A 21325-nucleotide genomic window follows, 5' to 3' on the forward strand; every position below is an offset into this window, starting at 1 on the left:
CACAGACGATCATGCGGTGGCCGTCCTCATTCCTGCGGGACCCGAGGTCACCTCACGAACGGCGGCTGCCGTACTAGTTAGTGGAGTTCGGGGCGGCGGTCCGGCGGCAGTCGGTGGCTCTCCGCCCCGGCGCCGAAGGCGGCCGGGGCGGCTTGCCGCCGGCCGGCTCACCGCCCGCGCCGCGCGGAGCGTGGCGCCTTGATCCAGAACAGAAGAAATCGGCAGCAATACCGAGACGGCATACCTGCCTGACCGGCAGTTGCACGACAATTCCACAAGCCTGTTCCGCTTACCCGACAACTTGAACTTGCCCAGATGCGGGCGAGCGCTGTCGAGCGGAACCCGGGTAGTATCCAGGGCCTCCCACGAGGACGACGGTTGGGGCTACGGGATGACTGATCTGGGAAAACGCGCCGTGCAGGTCGTCGAGGAACTGGCGGCCACCCTCTTGCGGTTGGACGATGCCTCCCAAGGTGAAGCTGAGTCCGACCTGACCGCGATAGATGTCGAGATAATTCGGGTGCTTGCATCCGATTCGTTCGAACTTTCAGACGCGGCAGAGAAAGTTGTGGCTCGTGCATATAAAAATTGACGCAGAGACGACCCGTGGACTCCGGATCATCGAAGAGATCCCTGACTTCTCAATTTGTAAGATAGAAGGATATAATGGTATCGGCAAGACCAATGCCATAAAACTACTTCGTCTTTGCACGGGTGATCAGCCTTTCGCGGACGACATCCCGGCCTGGCAGACGTTCTGTCGACACCTCGCGTCTGCTCGCGTCGAGGTGACCGGGCTTCACGGGGGTCGGGCAATCGAGATAGATCTCGACCCTAAACGCTGGCCAACGAAACCAGAACCCCTTGGCAATCTATTGGGCTCCGTCAGGATGGACGGAACGCTTGCGCTGGCGACTGACATTCCAGACGTTCTGAGGGTCTCACACATCCTGACGACGGAGACCCCGCTAGACATATTGGCGAGTAGAGTCCTCAAGGCAGAGCGAGACCTGACATCTTGGCTCGAAGACGAGGCGGGACACCGCCAAGAGGGCTTGGACAAGCTTATTGGAGTGATCCAGGAAAGAATAAGCGATTGCTTTCCCTCTCAATTGCCGCAGGAGTTACATGCGGCGGATTCAGCCCGCAAGGCTTTGGATGCCGCGACATTAGACCTCGAAGAAGGGAAAAGGCTCGCGGGCCTCCTAGAGAAGGCTGTTGAGGTTGCCGGTCGCCTGGATCAGGTCCGTGGTCGAGGGCCGGAAATCGATGCCAGACTTCGAGAAATACGGCGGCGCCTCAACGATTTGGATGGCAAGAAGCGAGTCATCGACGAGCAAATTGAAGGCGCAAGCGCTTCGCAGACAGCCAATGAAGCGGCGGAGCGTGAATTTGATTTGGCGCAAAAGCATCTCGTGCGGCAGGATAAATCCCTTCGGCTGGTGCAGACATCTCTAGAAAAAGTAGCAGCCGCCGCGGGTGTGGCGCCGGTGCGGGAGTCTATATCAGAACTTAGGTCGGTCTTGGGTAAGCGTCTAACAGAGATGGGGGATCTTCTTCCTCAAGTAAATGCGACGCCAATGCTCATCTCGGTCTTGACCGACCTTGCAGATCGACTGGAGGACGGGGAGCGCCACGACCTTGCAACGAGCGTTTTGATCGAGGAAACCGAATCGATTCCTGCGATCACCGTGTCGCAATTACGTCGCTTGTGTCAGATTCAAGCGAACAAGCTCGCGCAACGCCGGCCTTCTGCCCAAGCGGAGAAGCTCGAGTCGGATATGGACGGCATTCGCAATCAGCTCGACGCTCTTTCGCAGATGGCTGAGATGTTGGATGAGCTCGATTCAGCGACGGCTAATCTTCACCGAGCTGAGGAACGGCTGCGAAAGGCCGTCGAGGAACTGCCAGAGCAGGCCGCACGTACTGTCGAAGAGCTCGTTGCTACGCGCAACATTCTCGACGAAGAGAGTCGATCGTTGCAAGGTGACGAGGCACGTCTGAGTCAAGCCCTGGACCTCTTGGGCGGAGGGCTCGACGAGGCTGCACTCGCCGCTGAGCTGCACCGACTTTGCCAAGAGGCGCACGTCGACCCTGGACGCGTCCGCGGACGGAGGGAGCGCCATCTCGCCGACGTCGATGAGCTGACTCGCCGCCACATCGCCACACAGCAGCAGTTCGAGAAGGCGAGCCGAACGGCAGAGGCGCGGGCCGCTCAGATCCTCCAAGTCGGTAAGGAACTCGCGACCGATGAGCGGTACGCTTGGCTTCGAGCCGCTCATCAAGATCTCCGCCAGCTTCCTCAACGTGACCGGTTGGGACATGCCGAAGTTCTGGATCTCCTCTCCAGGAAGCTCGCAGTCGCACGAGATCGACTTGAGACTAGCTATCGCGCGACGTCTTCGGTTGCCCAAGCCTTCCAGCGACTTTATGGAATGCTCCGTTCGCCCTCGACAGGGCTGACGCGCAATTCGCGCTGGGACTTGGTTGCGCGGTCATGGCTTGCCGACCAGGTTCGCGGTTGGTTTAATGATGACTTTCTCAGCGCGGCATTGTTCGATGGCGCTAGAGACATTCAGCTGGATTCGTCCAGTCTCACGGTCACTTGGACGGGGGCCAAAGGGCCGAATGAGATTCCGCTCGCAGCGTTCTCTAGTGGACAGCAGGCCTTCGCATACACACACGCCAGGGTCGCCCAGTTGGACCAAGGGCCGGTATCTGAAAATAGGCTCATCGCCTTGGACGAGTTCGGGTCTTACCTCGATGAGGAGCGAATGGGCGCTTTACTCGACTACCTCGCTGCCCGTGCCCTCGCGAACCCGTCTGACCAAATCGTCGTCATCCTCCCCCTCGAAAGAATGCCGAAATTGACACCCGCCTCCAGTGAGCTAGATCGCCAGAAGATTGAAAAGCTCCAACAGCGCGGCTATCTAGCGGAGCCGGTATCGTTGTGACGCCCAAGAGAGAAACTCACCGTTCACTGTTCGGCGTGCCGGCGGTTCTAACCTCCTCAGAGGTTTCGGTACTAACGCGTGATCTCACGCAGTTGTGGGCTCTCACCTATGACTCATTGCCGGGAACCTTGAAGGGCGATAAAGAGCTTTGCCGACGTTTCTTTGATCCGCTTGTGCGGGGCCAGAGCCTTCGAGACAGATTGGCCAAAATTCCACCGACTCCTCAAGACTTGGTCAGGCGCCTCAACAAGCTCGGAAGTCCGTTAGTGACCGACGTGGGCGAGGGCACGATTCTGGTCGGTGTGGAAGGGCGACTCATACTCGAAATCTTAATGCATGAAGATTTGTCGGACGGCCACGTCGTACTGTCGCAATCTGTAACCGGCGCGGCCGAACGTGAGGCGTTGGACCTCTATCGGGAGTGGAGTAGCGGGCGCCTCGTGCAGGTGGTTGAGTTGCGGACGGGCCAAGGCCGCGAGGTTATGCAAGCCATCGCCGTCGGCCTCACGATCTCTATCCTTGTGAACCGCTCGGACTCTCCAGAGCGGGCCGTCCCCCAGTGGGATAATCGGGACCCCGAAGGCGGGTCCCTTAACCGCGCCATATTCGCTGGAGCTGAGCGGTTCGCCGAGTTGGTTTCCGGGAACGGTCGCGGTCGGTCTCAGCAGCAGCAACAGCTAGTAAGTGGTTATGCGTTAACCGAAGCTCGTCGTCGTTTGGCGCATCGAATTGTTATCGATAAGGGGGATCCTGAAAAGAGAAGCCGCCTGTACATTCCTGAGAGGTATCGTGAAGATGTTGTGTCGTTCCTGGGCCGCGACCTCGCCAGACGTCCGAATCTAAACCACGACAGGTTGGCTTCAGCGTTCGATCAACTCGTGGTTGCGTTTAGGGCGTCCGCGGGGGAGTTGGCCTACGAGTCTGTCGCCTTCGACCGGCCAGCGGATACCCATACGCTCCGCAAACGATTGCTCGATGCATTCGATCAATCACGAAATGAACCGCGGCCTCTGCGAGAAGAAATACCCCCGAGGGCTGGCCACCACTCACCCGCGTCGAAGCAAGATTAGCCTTTCCGACAGTTCGAGATTGTGCCGGGCTGCGTTCCCCGACCATCGTTGACCTCTTTTGCGCAATTTGATGTCTTGCTCGACGCTGAATCCGTGTTCGCGCGCTAGCCTGCCGATGATTCCGGGCGTGTCGATATAGACGCCATATGGCGCACTGTCGCCCACCAGCCACACTGCGCTTGAATTGGCCGCCAAGGCTAGAGACAGGTTGGCAAGGATCTGGCTCATTGACGCGAAGTATTCAGGAACGACTCGATCGTACTCCTTGCCTCGCGGTCGCAACATGCGTTGGTCTCGGAGGTCCGCTACCAGTTCTTTGACCTCGTCCGCCACCTTGCCGTGCCTCGCGAGGAAATCCTCCGCCGACCTTGCGCCAATGACGCTACTTTGTTGAGTGGTGGCAGTAACCATGCCTGCACGGACCGTTGAGCACATTTCAGCCCATGTCTTCACTTCTCCCCAAAAATACAGCTCCAAGCGTGTCGCATCGGCATAGTCAAAATTGTTGAGATAGGGCGGAGACGAGACACATCCAGCGGCTGAAGCCGGGGCAATGCTCTCCCAGCTGGAGTGTCGAGTCGAATCTCCGGTCACAATGGTTTGAGTTTGTTTAGAGGCGGACCAGTCCCAGTTTTGTATGTCTTCGGTCATCCACTCAAGCCGCCGCACAAATCGCGATAGAGGATCTGAATGCCTCGGCTTCCGCTGCATCCCGGGGTTTTGGTAAGGCCAACCTACGCGGACAGACGCAACATCTCGTAATGTGCTGAGCAAGGCCCATTTGAGATAAGTGCTCCATGGGCTGCCGCTAGCACATATAGCTTCTCTCATGCTAATAAGCGTTGACAGAACTTCGGAGGTGAAGCACCTCCTTACTAGCTCAGGCAAATCGTCGTGAGGGCCGACAATCGGTGCGGCACGCACCTTTTCCGCCAAGAGGCGTCCTGTTTCTATAAGCATGCTAGGATCGCCCGGCGGCTTCTGGAGCTTGATCGAAGCGAGTTCTGCTATCGCTGGATGCGCCTCGATGCCAATGAACGAGTGGCCTAAACGCCGAGCCGACGTCCCGGTGACCGCGGTGCCTGCAAATGGATCGACTATTAGGCTGCCCTGCTTGAGTCCAAGCTGTTGGAGTAGGAGCGAGACGTAGTCAGACGCGAATCCAGCGGGGTAGCGGAACCACCGGTCAAACGGCTCACTGCTGCTTGTGCCATGACTCCTACCTTTGCCAGAGCCAGGCTCTGGCGGCACGGTGGCGCCAAGGGGTGTCGTCTGCGTGGTTCCCGACCCGTCGGTGGTGTGCTGCACAGCCTATTCCACCACGGCGGTTGGCTGGCTCGCTACAGGCCCCCTGCTGCCTGCAAACTCCGAGCTCGGTGCTGGCGTCAGCATGGCTTGCAGGACGACGTTGCTGGGGTGCCAGCCTGGCTCCCGGTAATACTCCACCAGCTCGGGACGAGGCGCGATGGTACGACTGATCGGACGCGCCGCGGCGTCGTCCAGTTCCGCCAGCCACTCCAGCGTCCTAGCCCTCTGGCCACCGTCGCCTCTTTGGGCATCCGCCGCAAAGTAGTAGGTTGCTACGTCCTGCGCCAGCCCGAGAGACTGTACGTCGACTAGTGAGCGAAGCACCGTCAGCACAAACGTGAGGGGGGTAGCAGCGTACTCAGGGTCACGGTCATCCCAAGGTCCTGCTATCAAGTGCTTCGCCATCAAGGACGCAACATTGGCAGCCCTTTCCGGGTGCTTGGCAGTCCACGCAGGTAGTTGGCTGCTCGGGATTCTGGCAACGTAGTCGATAAATAGTGCGAGATCGTTCGGGTAGGTCTCGGCGAGCGAGAAGAGGGCCCCAAGGTTTTCGACTTCTCCGAACAATAGCCCTTGAATCAGTCGGCCAGCCTGTAGGTGCAGCGGGACATCGCGATTCTCAGGGACCTGGCGTAGCATTTCTTGCAGAGCATCGATCGTTTGGACTCGAAGGCCCACCTCAGGGACAGTGCAGGCCCGCACGAACGGTCGCCAATGAATGAAATCCCCATCGGGGAGCGTTGGAAAAGCTGTGTGCGCTGGCTTCCCAGAGACGAACCACGCAGCAATTCGTCCTAAGCTAAACACGTCAGCCGCTGGCGTGGCAGCGCTAGGATCCACATCAAGCTCCGGCGCGTCGAAACCTGGGGTACCCATGCGGTCGCCAGTCTTCGTCAAGGGCCTCGAAGCGACCTCGGGCGGGTGCTTCACCATTCCCCAGTCGCCGACTAGCCATCGAATGTGGCTGCCTGTTCCTGTCGGCATCCCAAAGATGTTGCCTGGCGATATATCTCTATGGATTAGTCGTCCTTCGTGTGCCACCTTCAGTCCGGCCGCGACGTCCAGCAATATGGTTTCCAGATCATCTTCGGCGAGATCTTTTCGGAGGTCCGCGAGGGAGCCCAGCGCCAAGGGCATTGCATACCAGCTGAACGTGTCGTCATGATCTGAGATTGGCATAACATTTGGGTGAGCCAACCGCTTTTGGGCTTCAATCTCGCGCTTTATTCGGTCTCTCGCTTCGGTGAATTGCTTTGCCCGCTTAAAGGCCACTATCGCTGTGGTTTCGCGATGCTCAGCCCGGAACACCTCCGCGTAGCTCCCTACGCCGAGAGCGCGGATCATCCGGTATCGGTCGCTGGCCGCCACCCGTTGCCCTTCTCCAGCCATCCAGTGGGTTGAGAGGGACTAACGCTACCGGTAGGAAGATAGCGATGGGAACCAGCCAATCCGGCGATTCATCTCCGATTACAGTCGAGCGGCGTAGGCTCGCCCGCAACATGAGGTTATGTCCTACTTCTTACCTGAGGTGTCGAGCTTTTGTCGTCGGAGGCAGATCGCCGCGGGCAGCTTCGGCGTGAGCGCGGCAGCTGTGGCCAGCAGCCCGCAACCTGGACCGTCTACTCTGTCTGGCGTCCAACCGGACCCCAATATCTCGGTGCCGGCCCGCCGCCTTCTCGTCGTATCGCGGCGTCTCCGGGGCATCGTCTGGGCCGCCGTAGCCTTAAGTCAGCCGTTCCAATGACTCCCGAGTGGATCGCGTCAGAATGGTCGCAGCAGTAACGGAGCTGAGCGAGCGCCTGGCCCCGGCCCGGGCCATATTAAGGGCTTATCGAGGCTGCCAACGCCTATACCCCTTTTCGGTTAGAGTGGTCGGTAGGTTCTAACGACTGTTCGGACGGCTCCATTGATTCGGTCGATTCGCTGCTGCTCGATTATAGTTGCCCCGACATTAATGTCGAAGAGGGCTGCGAGGTCGGAGTTGGCGGGGATCTTCCGTTCTCGTGTTTCCGAGTCAGGCCCGTCCAGACCGCTCTCCTGTCGCTTAACGCTCGCGTAGGTGCCGCGTCCATGTTCGGTAGCAACCAGTTCCGCATCCCGCAAGACCGCTATGGCCTGACGAATCGTGCCGCGGGCTGCCTGGAATTCGGCGCTGAGGGCGCTCTCTGCTGGCAGGAGGGCGCCTGGCGGGATGACGCCGCTCTCGATGCGTTCCCTCAGCGTGTCGGCAATGACGCGATAGCGGGGCTCTCCGTAGTGCGGGGTGGGCACGTGCTCACCGTACCTGGCACTTGTCTTACCAAGTGCCAACCAAGTGACCTGTTTCGACGTCTAGACAACTCGTCCACTTGTAGATACGTTTCCTGGTGTGCGGCTGGAGTGATGGCTCGTATCAGGGGTGGTCTCGCGTCGGACCTGGTCGCACCTAATGCGCGGCGTCCTGTCGGACCGGTTGCGGTAGCCGCGCGTACAAGTTGGCTCGGCGATACCCGACCCGTCCGGCGTCGGACGGTGCGCCGTGCCTTCATCCGGGCCGGTGGCCGGCCGCATTCCCCCGTGGCTGGCCACCGGTTCCCGCCTACCTGTGGAGGTGCGATGTCCGGCTCTCATCGTCGACACCATTGGTTCTCGTCCTGGTGGTCTCGGAGGCACCCAACCGCCCGGGGTGCCAGCAGCATCGGTCGGGCGAGTTCTCGCGCGGCTTCTACGACCTCCTCGCCGCGGTGGTCAGCGGGCGTCACCCAGCAATTGCCTGTGCTCCGGTACGCGCCCTTGATGACGCGTGCGCAGCTCTTCCGAAGCAACGGTGGGCGGTGGCGGCGATGAGTCCCACGAACAAGCCGGCTCCCGTCACGAGCCATCCGGACTGGTGCGCCCCGGAGCGCTGCGGCTACCTGGTGCCGCCCGTGATGACGCACATGGCTCGCCGTCATCGCGGCCCCATGCAGCGGGTCGGCGAGAGCCGGGCGGGCGGGCTCGTCGTCACGTACCTCATCAGCAGTGAGGCTCTGGGTGGCCCCATGGTCGGTGTTCACGTGACGTGCCGGGCCGGGAACGCCTGGGCGGAGCTGTCCGTGCCGCAGGCAGCCCAACTGGTCGAGCAACTTCGCGGATCGCTGGCACAGGCCACCGGACAGCAGGGGCCGGCGATGAGTGAGGGCGCTGCCATTCCAGAGGGTCGGGCACCGTCGTCGGTCGCGCCGGTCGTGTGCCCAGTCTGGTGTCGAGGCTGTGGACCGAACGACCCGATGCACCGCGGGCTTCTCTCCACCATCGGACGGGAGCGGACCGGCTGGGTCACTGTCCAACTGATCGTCGACCGGTTCGCACGCCGGGACCTGGCCGTGAAGCTCGATGCGACCCGATACGGCGCGACGCAGACCGTGCTTCTGTCGCCCGCGCAGGTGGACCGGCTCATCGACGAACTGGTGTACGCCCAGCTGGAGATGCTGACACCGGCAGAAGGCGGCGAGCGGGCCGGAGAGACGCGGTGAACGCCAACACCCGTCGAGGCTCAGCCGTTCCTCGTACTCCTGGCCTGCGCCCTGCGCGGCCACCGCGAGCAGCGGTAGCCGTACCGCCGGTTCCTGAGCGGCCCGCCGGCGGGACCACCTGGCAGACGTTGGAACGTCTAGGGGGTACGGTGACCGGTGTGCAAGGCCGGGACTGGCGCCCTCGCTACCTGCAACTCGCGGAAGAGTTGCGGGCGAAGATCGTGAGCGGCGAACTGGCCCCCGGCACCCTGATGCCCAGCGAGACCGAGTTGGCCGACACCTCGGGCCTGTCACGCACAAGCGTCCGCAACGCCATCCGGCAGCTCCGAGAATGGGGTTTGGTCCGCGCGGAGCAGGGGCGCGGCACCTACGTGCGGGCACCCCGGCAGCGGGTACGTCGTCGCAACACCGAGCGGTACCAGTGGGAGAAGGATCGCGTCCTGCTCGACGAGGGCGAGCGGCTGAAGACTGGCGCCACCGAGCACGACACCGGCCTGACCGTCGACGACCTGAAGTTCCACGCCGAGTACTCCCGGGTGGAAGCTGATGCGGAGATGGCTGCGGCCTTACAGGTCGAGCCGGGTACAGCGCTGCTGCGCCGGGTCTATTGGACGTCGTCGCGGCACGAGAACGCGCCGTTGACCGTGTCGTACTCCTATCTGCCGTACGACCTGGTGGCCGCGAACCCTGACCTGCTCGATGCGGGCAAGGAGCCGTGGCCGGGCGGGACGCAGCACCAGCTCTACACGCTTGGCGTCGAGTTGGACCGGATCGACGACGAGATCCGGGCGCGTCCGCCGTCGCCGGATGAGGCGGAGTTGCTGGACATTGACCCGGGCGTTTCTGTGCTCACCGTGCGGAAGACCTCGACCGACACCACGGGCCGGGTCGTTGAGGTCGCCGACGTGGTGATGCCGGGCGACCGCACCGAGCTTGTCTACTCCCACAAACTCCAGCGGTGGAAAACTTGACGCAGCTCGTCTCGGTCATCACCCCGGTCCACGCGCCCAGCATCGAGCACCTGGCTGGCGCCTACGAGTCGTTGGCCAAGCAGGAGATGCCGGACGGTTGGGACTGGGAATGGCTCGTCCAGGAGGACGGGCAGACCGGCGCCCTGGTCGACGCGCTGCCCGACGATCCCCGGATCAGTCTGGGCACCGGCCGTCCCGGTGGGCCTGGTGTTGCCCGTACCCTCGCGCTCTCCCGAGTCTCCGGGCAACTCATCAAGGTCCTGGACGCCGACGACCAGCTGACCCCCGGCGCGCTCGCCCGGGACATCGCCGCGTTCGACGCGCACCCGCAGATCGGCTGGACCACCTCGCGGGTACTCGACTTGCTGCCCGACGGTTCGACCACCGGATGGGACAAGGACCCGGTCGGCGGTCCCATCGACCGCGGCTCGGTCTTGTCGTTCTGGCAGGCCAACGACTACCGGGCGTCGGTGCACCCGGCGACCCTGTGCCTGCGGCGAGATCTCGTCTTCGCCCTGGGCGGCTGGATGGCTCTGCCCGCCTCAGAGGACACAGGTCTCCTGCTCGCCGCCAACGCCGTCACTTCGGGCTACTTCACCCGTGAGTACGGCTTGCTCTACCGCAAGTGGCCCGGTCAGGTCACCAGCCAGGCCGCGCACCGGGAACCAGCCGAGTACCTGGCACGAATGAGGATCATCGAGGCCCGAGCCAACGCGCTGGCCTCGATGATCCCGAACGGCTTCGGCGGCAGCGCTACGGCTTAGCTTCGTGCCCTGGCATCCCGTGGGTACGCCGCCGCTCCTTCATCTCCGCCTCAAAGATGTGCCGCCGACCGCCGGCCAGCTTCTCCCGTGCGTCACGCTCGATCTCCTGGAACGCGGCGTAGTAGCCGTCGTCGAACTCCTCCACGATCTGGAACGTCCACCGACCGGGTAGCACGTTGCGCCCCAACAGCTCGTGCTCGACCCGGTTGGCCGTCTCGTCGTGCCCGGCCTCGCGGAGCAGCTTCACCACCCGGTCAAGGGTGAGATCCGCCCCGCCGACGAGCTGGTGTGCCGAGTACAGGTGTCCCCGCACTCGATGAATCGTCTCCAGCGCCTTGCTCAGCTCTCCGAGGGCTTCGACAGTCGTGTCGTCTACGCCCGTCGGACGTGAGTGCTTTTCATTCACAGATCGGCTGCCGTTGTTCATGGGATCACTGGTTCCCTGCCGGTCTTCGCTCTACACGCATTGGTTCGGGAGGCAACCGCTTCATAAGTCACAGGTTCCCGCGCGCGCGTCGCATCATCAATTTCCGATGGGCCGCTAGCATCACGATGGCACTTCACTGATCACCAACTGGCGGGGCGGTCGTCTTCCTTACCCCGCAGTAGGCGACCAGCGCCTCTCCGATCACTTGGAGATCATTGTTATGCCAAGCAGAAGAAGCCGGGGCCGCAAAAGAGGCGCTCCTGGTGGCCGGCGGAGGTCCCGAACGGCTGGAGTTGGCACGCTGATTGAGCTGGTAGCTCTGATCATCAGAGTGTTGACGCTGGTGGTAGTGGGAACCGATGCCAAAGGTGAGGGGGATGAGCCCTCCGTTTAGGAAGGCCCATCCCTCCTCGGGCGGAGCCTCCGCTTCTCGTCTTGACTGGCCGGGAGCGGGGGCTTCCTCCGTGCCGGCCTTGACGACCGGCAGTAGTGGGGCGGGTTCCAGAACGGTTTCGCTTCGCGTTGAACGTTCAACGCTTGTAAACGTTCCAGACCTAACCTTCGGTGCGTGCCTCAACTTACCCACCGGCTTCCCTAGCAACTTGCTAACACGCCGAATCGCCAGTTGCTATATCCATCGAATATTCCCCACTTAGCAAGTGACGGATGCCGGCTGAGAGCTCAATGAACGGTAGGCCACGGGCGTGGTAGCCGGGCGAGTAGCAGTCGGCGTGGCACCCGGGGCGGAGAACTGGCTCCAGCGGTGACGGACGGCCACCTGGGTGATGGCCTTTGTGGTGAGTCCTCGCCGAACCGCCTGCCGTCTCGGTGAACCGCCGACTTGAAGACATGGTCGGCGCCTCCCGGGAGCACCGCTCCTATCGGAGCCGGATGAGTTTGCTTGCGGGCTTCCTCCGAGCGATCGCTGAGGCGTCCGTCTGCGTCGGAGGCCGGGACGAGGTGAGTCTTCCGGGGAACTTGTTGACTTGTCTGCCAAGTGCCGTCTACCTTGGATCTCAACTTGGCAGACAAGTTAACAAGTTGGAGGTTGAAGCGATGGCTCTGCGTGGCGGCACGAGGTTCGCGGTGCGGTGTGAGGACGTGTTCCCGGCCGGGTGCGCGTTGGTGCCCGAGTCCCTGGGCGAGGTCGAGGACTACGACGAGAAGACCGGTCGGCGTAGCCCGGCGAAAGACAAGCTGACCGGCCAGCGGGTGTGGCAGGTCCGGGTGATGGACCTGGATCCGGAGCTGGGGAAGCGGTCGCGGGAGACGACGGTGAAGATCTCGGCGGACTACCAGCCGGTGCCACCGACGGGTGGCCTGTTCGAGGCGGTGGAGTTCGACGGCATGACCGTCACGCCGTACGTGGGCAACAACGGTCGGATGGCGTATTCGCTGCGGGCGACCGGGATGCGTGCCCCGGCGGGCGTGGCGACGAAGGCGGCGCAGTAGCCGCATCTGGTGGGGGCGGGGCTGTCAGGTCTTGGCGGACGGCAGCCCCGCCCTCTGTCTCTTTCCCCTGCTCTGTCGAGAGAGGTAGTGACATGTCCAAGCGTATGCCTGCCGTCCTGCGGCGGCCCACAGTGGCGGGTGCGCGATGATGCGCCGGCCGCGTGGCGAGGTCGTGATGACCACCGCCGGTGACCTGATGGTGATCCGCCCGCGCCGGCTGGAGCTGCCGGTCTGGCTGATCGCGGTCGGCCTGGTGCTGCGGTGGATGTGGCGGGGCCTGTGGTGGTGCCTTCGCCACCCGGTCGCCGTCGGCCTGGTCGTGGCCGGGGTGAACCTCTACCGCGAGTTCGGCCGTACCGGCGTGATCGTGCCCGTGGTCCTGGCCGCCGCCGTGTCGGCGCTGTGGCGATGGCGGCACGAGTCGTCCTGGTGGACCTGGTGCGCCGGCCCGATCCTCGGCCGGTTCCGTCAGCTCTTCGTCTACCGGCGGGCCTGGCGTGAGGCCATGACGCTGTGCGGCCTGGCCAAGGTGTACGACCATCGCACGGTCCTGCCCGAGCTGCTGCGGGTCCGCTCGGATCAGGCGCTCGACGTGCTGACCATCCGCATGGTCCGCGGCCAGACACCGGAGGAATTCCAAAAGGCAACAGCGAACCTCGCGTACGCCTTCGGCCGGCGGCACGCCCGGGTCTGCTCCGAGCGTCCCGATGACCCGCCGATCCGGTCGGGCTACTGGGCGCTGGTCCTGGGCGCGGTGGACCGGCTGCGGTTCCGCGACCGGCCGTCGGTGGTCTACCTGGTGGTAGTCCGCACGGACGCGCTGCGCACCCTGGTCGACCCGTTCGACGTCCCATCGGTGCCCGACTTCACCGCCCTACCCCTGGCTCGGCGGGAAGACCTGCGGCACTGGTGCCTGCACCTGCTCGCCACACACGTACTCATCGGCGGTGCCACCCGGTCCGGCAAGGGCTCGGTGTTGTGGTCGCTGGTCCGCGTCCTGGCCGGCGGGATCTCCTCCGGGCTGGTCCGGCTCTGGGTGATCGACCCCAAGGGCGGCATGGAGTTCGCCATGGGTCGGCCGCTGTTCGCCCGGTTCGCCTGCAAGTCGTTCGAGGCCATGGCAGATCTGCTCGACGAGGCCGTGACGGTCATGCGGGAGCGGCAGACCCGGCTTGCCGGCGCGGTGCGGGTCCACACTCCGACGCTGGATGACCCCCTGGTCGTGGTCGTCATCGACGAGATGGCGGCACTGACCGCGTACCTCCAAGACGTTGACCTGCGCAAGCGCATCGCCGGCTCGCTCGGGCTGCTGCTGTCGCAGGGTGCCGGCGTCGGCGTCCTGGTGGTGGCCGCGTTGCAGGACCCCCGCAAAGAGGTGCTGCCGTTCCGGGACCTGTTCCCGACCCGGATCGCACTCGGCCTGACCGAGGCCGCCCAAGTCGACCTCGTGTTGGGCGACGGTGCCCGCAACCGGGGTGCCCTCGCCGACCAGATGCCCCGCTGGGCCAAGGGCGTCGGCTACGTGATCCTCGACGGCACCCCCGAACCGGCGCGGGTCCGCTTCTCCTACATCTCCGACGACCACATCCGGGAGCTAGCCGCCGAATACCCGGCACCGGCCGACGCGGCGGACATCCTCGCCCAGGTCGGCCGGGAAACCGCCACCGAACCGGCCCGCCCACCTCTGCCTCGGCAGCGTCGCGGGCCGCTGCTGCCCGACTCGCTGCTGAACATCCTCGACCGGGACACCGACGGGGGTGAGCCGCGGTGACCGCACCGACCGATGGCCGAACCTTCTACCGGCTCCGCGCACCCGGCACCGATGGCGCCACCAGCACGGCGGTGTCCGTGCGCGTCGACCCCGCCCGGCCCGATGCGTACCCGGTCTATCTCGCCGTCGGGGGCGGCCGGCGCCGCATGTACCTGACCCCCGACGAGGCGTGGGCGCTGTGGCGCTGCCTCTCCGAAGCGGTGGCCTCCCTCGGCGAGCCACCCGACCACATCCGTACCCGCGTCGGCCCGGCCCGGAGGTAACCGATGTCCCTCAAGAGCTTCTTCCTCGGCACCCACCGCCTCAAGCCTCTGCACATCGAACTCGACGGTTCCCCGGACCGGCTCGCCGGTGCCCTGCACGGCCTGGCGCACATGGTCAACCGCCGCCGCGACCTCAACGGCCAACAGATCTGCATCACCCTGACCATCCGCGACAACGGCAGCGGCCGATGATCCGCGAACGCGCCGAGTCCGGCGTCCGGGTGCTGATCCTGCTCGCCATCGGCACCATGGCCGGCGCCGCCGCCTTCACCCACGTCCACGACCTCACCGTTGCCCACGGCCAGCCCGACTGGATCGGCTGGGCCAACGCCGTAGCCGTCGAGCTGATGGCCATCTACCTCGGCCTGGAAATCCGCGCCCGCCGCCGCGTCGGTCGACCCGTCGGCCTGGTCGGCGTCCTCCTGATCGCGTTCGCGCTGCTCTCCCTCGCCGCCCAGGTGGCCGAAGCGGAACCGTCCGTCTGGGGCTGGATCGTCGCGGCGGTGCCGTCGCTGGCCTTCCTTGCCCTGGTGAAGGTCGTCCTATCCAGTGAACCCGCCACTCCGCCGGCGTCGGAGCCCGATCAGCCGCAGGGCGATTGGTACGACGAGCCGCAGCCGGTCGAACCCGCGCCGCCGGCTCCGGTGATGCCGCCGGCATCAGCTGCGGTGCTGCCTCCGATCGGTGTCGTCCAGCACAACCGGCCCCAGGTCGTCGGGATCATCCGATGACGGCTCCAACCCTGCCCGGTCTCGAACCCGCCCCGACCCCGGTTGCTCCTCGGCCGGGGTCGCGGGCGGCCCGCATGGCGCTGCCCCGCTCGATCGACGTCCTCAAGGACATCGCCATCGAGTACGGCGTCTGCGTCCGCCCGCTCGCCATGCGCCGCACCGACCTCGACACCGGCCTGACCGAAGTCATCGACCTGCCCTGCGGCGCGACCCGCGAGGACAAGTGCCCGCCGTGCGCCAAGAAGAACCGCCGGCTACGGCAGGCCCAGATCCGCGAGGGCTGGCACCGCGACGACGAGCCGCTACCCGGCCCGGAACCCGCTACAGAGGCGCAGAAGTCCCTGATCCTGTTCCGCGCACACCTGGAGTTCTCCCGCGACGAGGCCGTACGCGCCGCCCAGTGGGACCAGGTGACCGACCTCGACGAGGCAATCCGCGAGGTAGAGGAAGCCATCGCCGCCGAGGGCCTGCGCGGGCGCGTCGGACCACCCCACGCCAGCGGCGACGAGGACCAGGACGACGAACCGGGCCAGCGACGCAAGCGCTCCACCAAACGGCGCCACGACGCCCCCGAACTGCCCCGGCGCAAGGTCGAGCGCCGGACCGTTGGCAAGACCTACACCGCCCCGGACGGCTCCACCTACCAACCGTCGATGTGGCTCACGCTCACCCTCGACTCGTACGGCCCGGTCCGCCCCGATGGCACCCCCGTCAATCCGGCCAGGTACGACTACCGCCGGGCTGCCTGGGACGCTGTGCACTTCCCTCGGCTTCTCGACCGGTTCTGGCAGAACCTTCGGCGGTGCGAGGGCTGGAACGTTCAGTACGCCGGCTGCGTCGAGCCGCAACGCCGTCTCGCCCCGCACGCCCACTTCGCCATCCGGGGCACCATCCCTCGGGACGTGCTCCGCACCGTGACGGCGGCGACCTATCACCAGGTGTGGTGGCCCTCGGTCGACGTCCAGCGCTACACCCTCGACCGGCTCCCGATCTGGGACGAGCAGGCGGCGACATGGGTAGACCCAGACACCCGCGAGCCGCTGACCACCTGGACGGAAGCCCTCGACATCATCGACGACGACCCGGATGCCGAGCCGGTGCACGTCGTCCGCTTCGGCACCCAGGTCGACGCCCGCGGCGTCATGCCCGGCACCGAGGACGCCGAACGGACCATCCGGTACGTCACGAAATACATCACCAAGCACACCGGCGACTGCCACAAGGCGACCACCGACCGGCAACGCAAGCACCTCGACCGGCTCTGGCAGCAACTCCAGCTGACCCCGTGCACCGACCGGTGCGCCAACTGGCTGCTCTACGGCGTCCAGCCCAAGAAGGCACACGCCAAGCTCAAGCCCGGCCGCTGCAAGGGCAAGGTCCACCAGCGCGACACCCTCGGCATCGGCGGCCGGCGCATCCTCATCTCCCGCGACTGGTCCGGCAAGACCCTCGCCGACCACAAGCACGACGCGCGGGCCTGGGTCAGGGCACTGCTCGGCGTCACCACCGACGGCACCCGGCTCATCGACGAGCAGGACGCCACCACCGAACGAGTCCGGCACGCCTGGGAGTTGGCCCGACCCGATGACCCGGACGTCGGCCCGATGACCCACCGACTCATGCGGTCGATCAGCGAACGCGCCCGCTGGCGCTCCGAACTGCTCGCCGCCAAGGACCGGGCCGCGCAGGGGCCCTCAGATCTTTCGGCAACTCAGCACAGCGCACAGCACGACGGGGAGGAAACGCAGTGAACGAGGAGTTGTTGACCGTGCCGGAAGTGCTCGCCGAACTGCGCGTACCGCGCTCGACCTGGTTCTACTGGCGGCAGACCGGCAAGGGACCGCGGGTGATCAAGCTCCCGAACGGGCAGCTGCGGGTCCGTAGGTCGGCGCTCGGTCGGTGGCTCGGCGACCTGGAGCAGGACGCCGCATGAAGAGCTACGAGGTCCAGATCTGGGAGATCGGTAAGCGCGCTGATCGCAAGGCGCGGCCGTGGCGGGTCCGCTGGGCGGTGAGCGGCGAACGCTTCGAGGACATGTTCCGTACCAAGGCCCTGGCGCACTCGTTCCGCGCCGAGCTGGTCCAGGCGGCCAACGCGGGGGAGCCGTTCGACCCGGCCACCGGCCGCCCGGTCTCCGAGGCCAGAACCAAGAACCCCACCACCTGGTACGCGCACAGCCGCGCGTACGTCGAGATGAAGTGGCCTCGGGCGGCGGCCAAGACCCGGCGCTCGATCGTCGAAGCGCTGACCTCGATCACGGTGACCCTGACCCGGCCGGCAAAGCGCGGTCGACCCACTGACGCGCTGCTCCGTGAGGCGCTGTACCTCTACGGGCTCAACCCCCGCCGCTGGTCCGACGAGATCCCGCCCGACCACGCGGCGGCGCTCACCTGGCTGGAAACCGCGTCCCTGCCGGTCGTTGAGCTGGACTCACCCGCGATGGTCCGCCGCGTCCTGGACAGCCTCTGCGTACGCCTCGACGGCAAGCCCGCGGCTGCCTCCACCGTCCAGCGGAAGCGGGCCACCTTCTACAACGTGCTCGGGTACGCCGTCGAGCTGGAGCTGATCGCCTCCAACCCGGTCGACCGGGTCCAGTGGACCGCCCCCGAGGTTGCCCAGTCCATCGACCGGCGGGTGGTGGCGAACCCGGCCCAGGTCGCCACGCTGCTGGAGGCGGTCAAATCTTTCGGCAAACGCGCCGACAAGGTCACCGCGTTCTTCGGTTGCCTCTACTACGCGGGGATGCGTCCCTCGGAAGCCGCGGACCTACGGCGGGAGGACTGCGACCTTGCCGGCCGGTGCGCCGACTGCGGGGCCGACTTCGACGACCTGGCGGCCGTCAAGCCTTCCCGGTCCTGCGGCCACGAGAAGACCGAATATCGCTGGGGCCGCCTGGTGCTCGCCGGCACCTCGCCGCGCGCCGGGTCGCACTGGACCGATGACGGCGGCTCCCACGAGCGGCGTGGACTCAAGCACCGGGGGAGGGCTGAGACTCGTACGGTCCCGATCCCGCCCCGGCTCGTCGAGCTGCTGTGCGCGCACGTCGAGAATCACGGGGTCGGCCCGGACGGCCGGTTCTTCCGCGGCCTGCACGGTGGGCCGCTCTCCGAGTCGGTCTACGACCGGTGGTGGAAGCTCGCCCGGGAGAAGGCGCTGACCGATTCGCAGGTCGCCTCGCCGCTCGTCCGCCGGCCGTACGACCTGCGGCACGCGGCGGCCTCGCTCTGGCTCAATGCCGGCGTCCCACCGACCGAGGTCGCCCGGCGCCTGGGCCACGGCGTCGCCGTCCTGCTCCGGGTCTACGCCAACTGCATCGACGGCGGCGACGACACGATGAACGACAAGATCAGCGACGCCCTCGGATGAGAGCCTGCGCTTCAGTCCTTCTCGGCGGTCGTCGCGTCGCCGAGAAGGCGCCCAGCTTCGGCGACGACGGCCGCGTCAATATCCCTGGTCTCGGTGCTGGTGTGCGGTTGCCAGTCGTGAACGGCGTCTACGAGCTCGTAGGCGTTGTCCAAGGCGATCAGCTCGGCGGCCAGGGGAGTCCCGTCGTGGGAGATGAATCGGTATGCCCAAGAGGTGAGATCACGAGGCGTGACGGCCTGTACGAGCAGTCGCCGGGCCATGAGTCGGAGGGCTTCCTCCTCGCTCTCTCGGCTTCCCTCACCGTAGTAAGTCAGAGAGAGGTCCGACAGCGCGCCTTCGAGCCAACGCCGCAGCTCGTCATTCTCCTCGCCCTTCACCGGCGAGATGCCGGCGAGGATCCGGAGAGTCGGGCTGTCTATGCCCGCGATGAGGCAGTCACAGGCGGCGTCGATCACCTGGGCTGCGGTGCCAGAACCGACGCTCCAGAAGACAGCGGCGTCCTGGAGGCGGGCGAGGGCATCCTGACCGAGCATCGCTACATGATCCGGCAGCGCGCCCCCGCTGTCGCTGGCTTATCCGCGGCTCGTCTGCCGGCCGTGCAACCTGCGGCACGCGGCGGCCTCGCTCTGTCTGGATGCCGGTGTCCCGTCGACCGAGGTAGCCCGGCGCCTGGGCCACGGCGTCGCCGTCCTGCTCCGCGTCTACGCCAACTGCATCGACGGGGGAGACGACGCCATGAACGACAAGATCGGCGACGCGCTTGGATGACCCGGCTGGGTGGACGGGCTATGGCAGAGTCGGGACGTGCGCGTTTCTCGAAGGTTGACCATCGGGGGGCTGGCCGCCCTCCTGGCTGGCGGGTCCTCGGTGTGCATGGTGCTCGCTGCGCCAGGAAGTGCACCCGATCCCTCACAGGTTTGGATGCTTGGCTTGGCTGGGGCGCTCGGTGCACTGGGCGCACAGGCAGCAGCGTCGGCCGGGTCGGGCGAGCTTCTAAAAAAAATCCAGCTTGTCCTGACGGTCCGGACAAGGATCACGTGAAGCTGGCTCGGCGTTGAGGTGGCCTGTTGGGCTACCTCCGGCTGGCGGGCGTGGGCAGATGGTGGGCAGTCAGCCAACCGGCACCCGCCAGGATCAGAGAAGCGGCAGCTCAGCGCGGCTGACTGGTACAAGATCGCTGACGCCCTGTAAATCCGTCGCGAAAGCTTCAGAGGTTCGAATCCTCTACCCGCCACCAGGCAACGACGAGGCCTCTGAACTGCGGAAACGCAAGTCAGGGGCCTTCGTCGTCCCCGGCACGGCTTAGCCCTGGTGAGGTCGTCTTGTCCAGCGATCCCGCCACCCTGCCGGCGTCGGAGCGCGATCAGCCGCAGGGCAATTGGTACGACGAGCACCCGCGCCGTCGGCTCCGGTGATGCCGCCGGCGTCAGTCGCCGTGCTGCCTCCGGTCGGCGTCGTGCAGCCAAACCGACCCAGGCCGTCGGGATCATCCGGTGACGGCCGCCCTCGCCGTCGGCCGGCGGCTACCGGAACTCGTGCACGACCTCGATCAGGCCAACGATGTGCGCGTTGAAGTCGTCCAGCTCCTCGGCCGGCACCCACAGCTCCAGAATGGTCTTTCCGCCTGCTTGGCGGACCGGGTACCGACTCAGGAACTCCGACTCGACCCGGAAGCGGGTCACGTAGCCGACGCCGGACGCGGGCACGTTCCAGTCTCGGGCGATCATCACCGCGTAGTCCTCGTTGAGGACCGGGTAGAAGATCGGCTGATCCGGCAGGCGCGCCGGCCATGCCCGCCATCCGGACTCGCGGACGAGATCCAGCTCTTTCGGTCCGGTTGGGCGCCACAGCACCGTCGTACCGTCATCGCTGTTCATGTCGACCTCGCCGCTCGGATTCCTGGTGAGCCCGGACAGTACCGGCGGACCAGCACCCGGAACCACCGCATTCGACCCGTGGTGGGGGTAGGTCGGTGACCACTGTTGGAGGTTCGTCCGCGAGAAGGCGTTGACCGAATGACAGGCTGCTTAACCGCTCGTCCGACCTGCGCCACCCGGCGCCTGGACCACGGCCTCGCCGTCCTAGTCCGGGTCCACACCAACTGCATCGACGGCGGGAACGACACCAGGAACGACAAGATCGGCGACACCTTCTGTTGATTAGGGTGGACCTATGGGGCCGGGAGACGACGACGGCGCGCGACTGAGCTTGGGAACGCTTGAGCGTGGCCAGGTCGCCGCAGGCGTGGTGGTCCAGATCGAGAACTTCGGGGTGTTCGTGGAGCTTGACGGTGTCACCGGCATGGTGAACTGCCCGGAGCTGTCCTGGAGGCACTTCGATCACCCGACCGATGTCGTGGACCTGGGGGATCGGCTCGCCGTCATGGTGCTGGACGTCGACCTCGACCGCGAGCGGGTGTCGCTGTCACTGAAGGCGTTGCAGCCCGACCCCATGGCCGAGTTCGCCCGGACAGGTCTCGGCGCTGTCCTGGTTGGTGAGGTGACACAGATCGTGCCGTTCGGTGTCCTCGTGGCCGTGGGAGACGGCGTCCATGGGTTGGTCCACAAGTCCGCGCTCGACCACGCTCCTCAACTCGGCGAGCGGTTGTCGGTGGAGGTGGTCGACATCAACCTTGTCCGTCGCCGGGTCCGGCTCCTGCCGAGCAGGCGCGAACCGTCATGAAGCGTCGAGGTTCCGGGTGGGAGACGATCAGAAAGGTTACGAGGACCAGGGACGTCTGTCCGAAGAGCCTGA

The 21325-nt window shown here is 65.3% G+C and carries 21 protein-coding genes and 1 pseudogene; 15 read left to right on the forward strand and 7 right to left on the reverse strand.

Annotated features, from left to right (window positions below; genetic code table 11):
- Positions 1-391 precede the first annotated feature (391 nt).
- From ACLQ29_RS03195 to ACLQ29_RS03205, 3 genes are all read left to right on the forward strand, one after another.
- The gene (locus ACLQ29_RS03195) at positions 392-592 is read left to right on the forward strand and encodes a hypothetical protein (RefSeq protein ID WP_396683392.1); all 201 of its coding nucleotides are present in this window, start codon (positions 392-394) and stop codon (positions 590-592) included.
- Positions 593-1073: 481 nt separating this feature from the next.
- Entirely contained in the window at positions 1074-2954 is a 1881-nt protein-coding gene (locus tag ACLQ29_RS03200; RefSeq protein WP_396683390.1) for a hypothetical protein, read from the forward strand.
- The gene (locus ACLQ29_RS03205; RefSeq protein ID WP_425770168.1) at positions 2951-4024 is read left to right on the forward strand and encodes a hypothetical protein; all 1074 of its coding nucleotides are present in this window, start codon (positions 2951-2953) and stop codon (positions 4022-4024) included. Before ACLQ29_RS03200 ends, ACLQ29_RS03205 begins: the two co-directional genes overlap by 4 nt.
- Here the strand turns inward: ACLQ29_RS03205 and ACLQ29_RS03210 are convergent.
- From ACLQ29_RS03210 to ACLQ29_RS03225, 4 genes and pseudogenes are all read right to left on the reverse strand, one after another.
- A complete protein-coding gene (locus tag ACLQ29_RS03210) occupies positions 4001-4675 on the reverse strand; it encodes a hypothetical protein (RefSeq protein ID WP_396683804.1) in 675 nt (224 codons plus the stop codon). The two genes, ACLQ29_RS03205 and ACLQ29_RS03210, sit on opposite strands and share 24 nt — an antisense overlap.
- Before the next feature lie 357 nt (positions 4676-5032).
- A pseudogene (locus tag ACLQ29_RS03215) lies at positions 5033-5332 on the reverse strand (DNA methyltransferase); the annotation flags it as partial.
- A gap of 3 nt (positions 5333-5335) precedes the next feature.
- On the reverse strand, positions 5336-6700 hold the full coding sequence (locus ACLQ29_RS03220) for a protein kinase domain-containing protein (RefSeq protein WP_425770169.1): 1365 nt from the start codon (positions 6698-6700) through the stop codon (positions 5336-5338).
- 495 nt (positions 6701-7195) lie between these two features.
- On the reverse strand, positions 7196-7603 hold the full coding sequence (locus tag ACLQ29_RS03225) for a GntR family transcriptional regulator (RefSeq protein ID WP_425770170.1): 408 nt from the start codon (positions 7601-7603) through the stop codon (positions 7196-7198).
- Between the two features lie 350 nt (positions 7604-7953).
- Here ACLQ29_RS03225 and ACLQ29_RS03230 point away from each other — a divergent pair, with 350 nt between their 5' ends.
- The 3 genes from ACLQ29_RS03230 (at position 7954) to ACLQ29_RS03240 (ending at position 10561) form a co-directional block, all read left to right on the forward strand.
- The gene (locus tag ACLQ29_RS03230; protein WP_425770171.1) at positions 7954-8826 is read left to right on the forward strand and encodes a hypothetical protein; all 873 of its coding nucleotides are present in this window, start codon (positions 7954-7956) and stop codon (positions 8824-8826) included.
- Positions 8827-8975: 149 nt separating this feature from the next.
- Positions 8976-9797 carry a GntR family transcriptional regulator gene (locus tag ACLQ29_RS03235; protein ID WP_425770172.1) on the forward strand — a complete coding sequence of 274 codons (822 nt, stop codon included), beginning with the start codon at positions 8976-8978 and terminating at the stop codon, positions 9795-9797.
- Positions 9785-10561 (forward strand): glycosyltransferase family 2 protein, encoded by a 777-nt coding sequence (locus ACLQ29_RS03240; RefSeq protein WP_425770173.1) that lies wholly within the window; start codon positions 9785-9787, stop codon positions 10559-10561. The genes ACLQ29_RS03235 and ACLQ29_RS03240 overlap by 13 nt, the downstream gene beginning before the upstream one ends.
- On the opposite strand, the gene ACLQ29_RS03245 is transcribed toward ACLQ29_RS03240, so the two are convergent.
- Positions 10551-10988 carry a hypothetical protein gene (locus ACLQ29_RS03245; RefSeq protein ID WP_425770174.1) on the reverse strand — a complete coding sequence of 146 codons (438 nt, stop codon included), beginning with the start codon at positions 10986-10988 and terminating at the stop codon, positions 10551-10553. The genes ACLQ29_RS03240 and ACLQ29_RS03245 overlap by 11 nt on opposite strands.
- 1056 nt (positions 10989-12044) lie before the next feature.
- On the opposite strand from ACLQ29_RS03245, the gene ACLQ29_RS03250 reads away from it, so the two are divergent.
- The 8 genes from ACLQ29_RS03250 (at position 12045) to ACLQ29_RS03285 (ending at position 18571) form a co-directional block, all read left to right on the forward strand.
- Positions 12045-12440 carry a transcriptional regulator gene (locus tag ACLQ29_RS03250; protein ID WP_091402451.1) on the forward strand — a complete coding sequence of 132 codons (396 nt, stop codon included), beginning with the start codon at positions 12045-12047 and terminating at the stop codon, positions 12438-12440.
- Between the two features lie 148 nt (positions 12441-12588).
- Complete coding sequence (locus ACLQ29_RS03255) at positions 12589-14211, forward strand: FtsK/SpoIIIE domain-containing protein (RefSeq protein WP_425770175.1); 1623 nt, start codon at positions 12589-12591, stop codon at positions 14209-14211.
- Positions 14208-14474 (forward strand): hypothetical protein, encoded by a 267-nt coding sequence (locus ACLQ29_RS03260; RefSeq protein WP_425770176.1) that lies wholly within the window; start codon positions 14208-14210, stop codon positions 14472-14474. The genes ACLQ29_RS03255 and ACLQ29_RS03260 overlap by 4 nt, the downstream gene beginning before the upstream one ends.
- A gap of 3 nt (positions 14475-14477) precedes the next feature.
- On the forward strand, positions 14478-14666 hold the full coding sequence (locus tag ACLQ29_RS03265; RefSeq protein WP_425770177.1) for a hypothetical protein: 189 nt from the start codon (positions 14478-14480) through the stop codon (positions 14664-14666).
- A complete protein-coding gene (locus ACLQ29_RS03270; protein WP_425770178.1) occupies positions 14663-15205 on the forward strand; it encodes a DUF2637 domain-containing protein in 543 nt (180 codons plus the stop codon). Before ACLQ29_RS03265 ends, ACLQ29_RS03270 begins: the two co-directional genes overlap by 4 nt.
- A complete protein-coding gene (locus ACLQ29_RS03275) occupies positions 15202-16956 on the forward strand; it encodes a replication initiator (RefSeq protein ID WP_425770179.1) in 1755 nt (584 codons plus the stop codon). Before ACLQ29_RS03270 ends, ACLQ29_RS03275 begins: the two co-directional genes overlap by 4 nt.
- On the forward strand, positions 16953-17138 hold the full coding sequence (locus ACLQ29_RS03280) for a helix-turn-helix transcriptional regulator (RefSeq protein ID WP_030329852.1): 186 nt from the start codon (positions 16953-16955) through the stop codon (positions 17136-17138). Before ACLQ29_RS03275 ends, ACLQ29_RS03280 begins: the two co-directional genes overlap by 4 nt.
- Positions 17135-18571 carry a tyrosine-type recombinase/integrase gene (locus tag ACLQ29_RS03285; RefSeq protein WP_425770180.1) on the forward strand — a complete coding sequence of 479 codons (1437 nt, stop codon included), beginning with the start codon at positions 17135-17137 and terminating at the stop codon, positions 18569-18571. Before ACLQ29_RS03280 ends, ACLQ29_RS03285 begins: the two co-directional genes overlap by 4 nt.
- A gap of 11 nt (positions 18572-18582) precedes the next feature.
- Here the strand turns inward: ACLQ29_RS03285 and ACLQ29_RS03290 are convergent, their stop codons facing one another.
- Both ACLQ29_RS03290 and ACLQ29_RS03295 read right to left on the reverse strand, forming a co-directional pair.
- A complete protein-coding gene (locus tag ACLQ29_RS03290; protein WP_425770181.1) occupies positions 18583-19104 on the reverse strand; it encodes a hypothetical protein in 522 nt (173 codons plus the stop codon).
- 990 nt (positions 19105-20094) lie between these two features.
- The gene (locus tag ACLQ29_RS03295) at positions 20095-20448 is read right to left on the reverse strand and encodes a hypothetical protein (protein WP_425770182.1); all 354 of its coding nucleotides are present in this window, start codon (positions 20446-20448) and stop codon (positions 20095-20097) included.
- 295 nt (positions 20449-20743) lie between these two features.
- Between ACLQ29_RS03295 and ACLQ29_RS03300 the strand changes: the two genes are divergently transcribed.
- On the forward strand, positions 20744-21253 hold the full coding sequence (locus ACLQ29_RS03300) for a S1 RNA-binding domain-containing protein (RefSeq protein ID WP_425770183.1): 510 nt from the start codon (positions 20744-20746) through the stop codon (positions 21251-21253).
- The last annotated feature ends 72 nt before the right edge of the window (positions 21254-21325 follow it).

The organism is Micromonospora sp. DT228, assembly GCF_049841595.1.
Taxonomy (GTDB): Bacteria; Actinomycetota; Actinomycetes; order Mycobacteriales; family Micromonosporaceae; genus Micromonospora.